This window comes from Neisseria sp. HMSC056A03, from assembly GCF_001815685.1.
GTDB classification, from domain to species: Bacteria; Pseudomonadota; Gammaproteobacteria; order Burkholderiales; family Neisseriaceae; genus Neisseria; species Neisseria subflava.
In genome coordinates this window covers 1-641 of the sequence record NZ_KV821658.1, presented here as the reverse complement: position 1 = coordinate 641, position 641 = coordinate 1, and the positions used below count along the sequence as shown (strand labels likewise).

At 48.0% G+C, this 641-nt stretch carries 1 protein-coding gene and 1 pseudogene; both read left to right on the top strand.

What is annotated here, in order from left to right:
* Nucleotides 1–169, top strand: a pseudogene (locus HMPREF3052_RS12095) (single-stranded DNA-binding protein); the annotation flags it as partial.
* Between the two features lie 9 nt (nt 170–178).
* Nucleotides 179–544, top strand: coding sequence for a hypothetical protein (locus HMPREF3052_RS09905; RefSeq protein ID WP_070749686.1), 366 nt, complete (start codon nt 179–181; stop codon nt 542–544).
* Nucleotides 545–641 lie beyond the last annotated feature (97 nt).

Here is a 641-nt window from a genome sequence, read left to right as displayed (position 1 = left end):
CGAGCGCACGGCCTACGAGATTATCGCCAACGAAATGAAAATGTTGGGCGGTGGTAATGACAGCGGACAGCAATCCGCCCAACACACACCGCCTGAACAACCGCGCCGACAAGCACCAGCAACGCCTGCCGCGCCTGTTGAAGATGTTGACGACGACGTCCCATTTTAGGAGTAAAAAATGACCCATAAATTTAAATTCGGCGACCGCGTAATTGATAAGGATACGAGATTAGGAGAATGTGTTGTTATCAATGCTTCTGAAAAATTTGTCTATGTCATGAATGAGCAAGGGAACTATAACGTACTGGCACGACCTGAGACATTGGAAATCGTCCCACACCCTGACACGATTCGCCTTGATTGGCTAGCGGAAAATGATTGTGCGTTAACCAAAAAGCTTTGCGACGAAGATGGCGATATTCTCGGAATCCCAAATGCCGTTATCCAAAAGCAAGAAGACCATTTTGAGGTATTAGCCGCCACAAGTAACGACATCCGTGAAGCCATAGATGTTGCTATGGCACACATCGAAAGCAAACGATAACAACCACAGGCAGACGGCCTAAAACGTCCGAGCCGTTGAGAGGACGGCATAACAAAAGGAAACGAGACGATGAAAGCAAGCGAAATGTTAGCCGCGC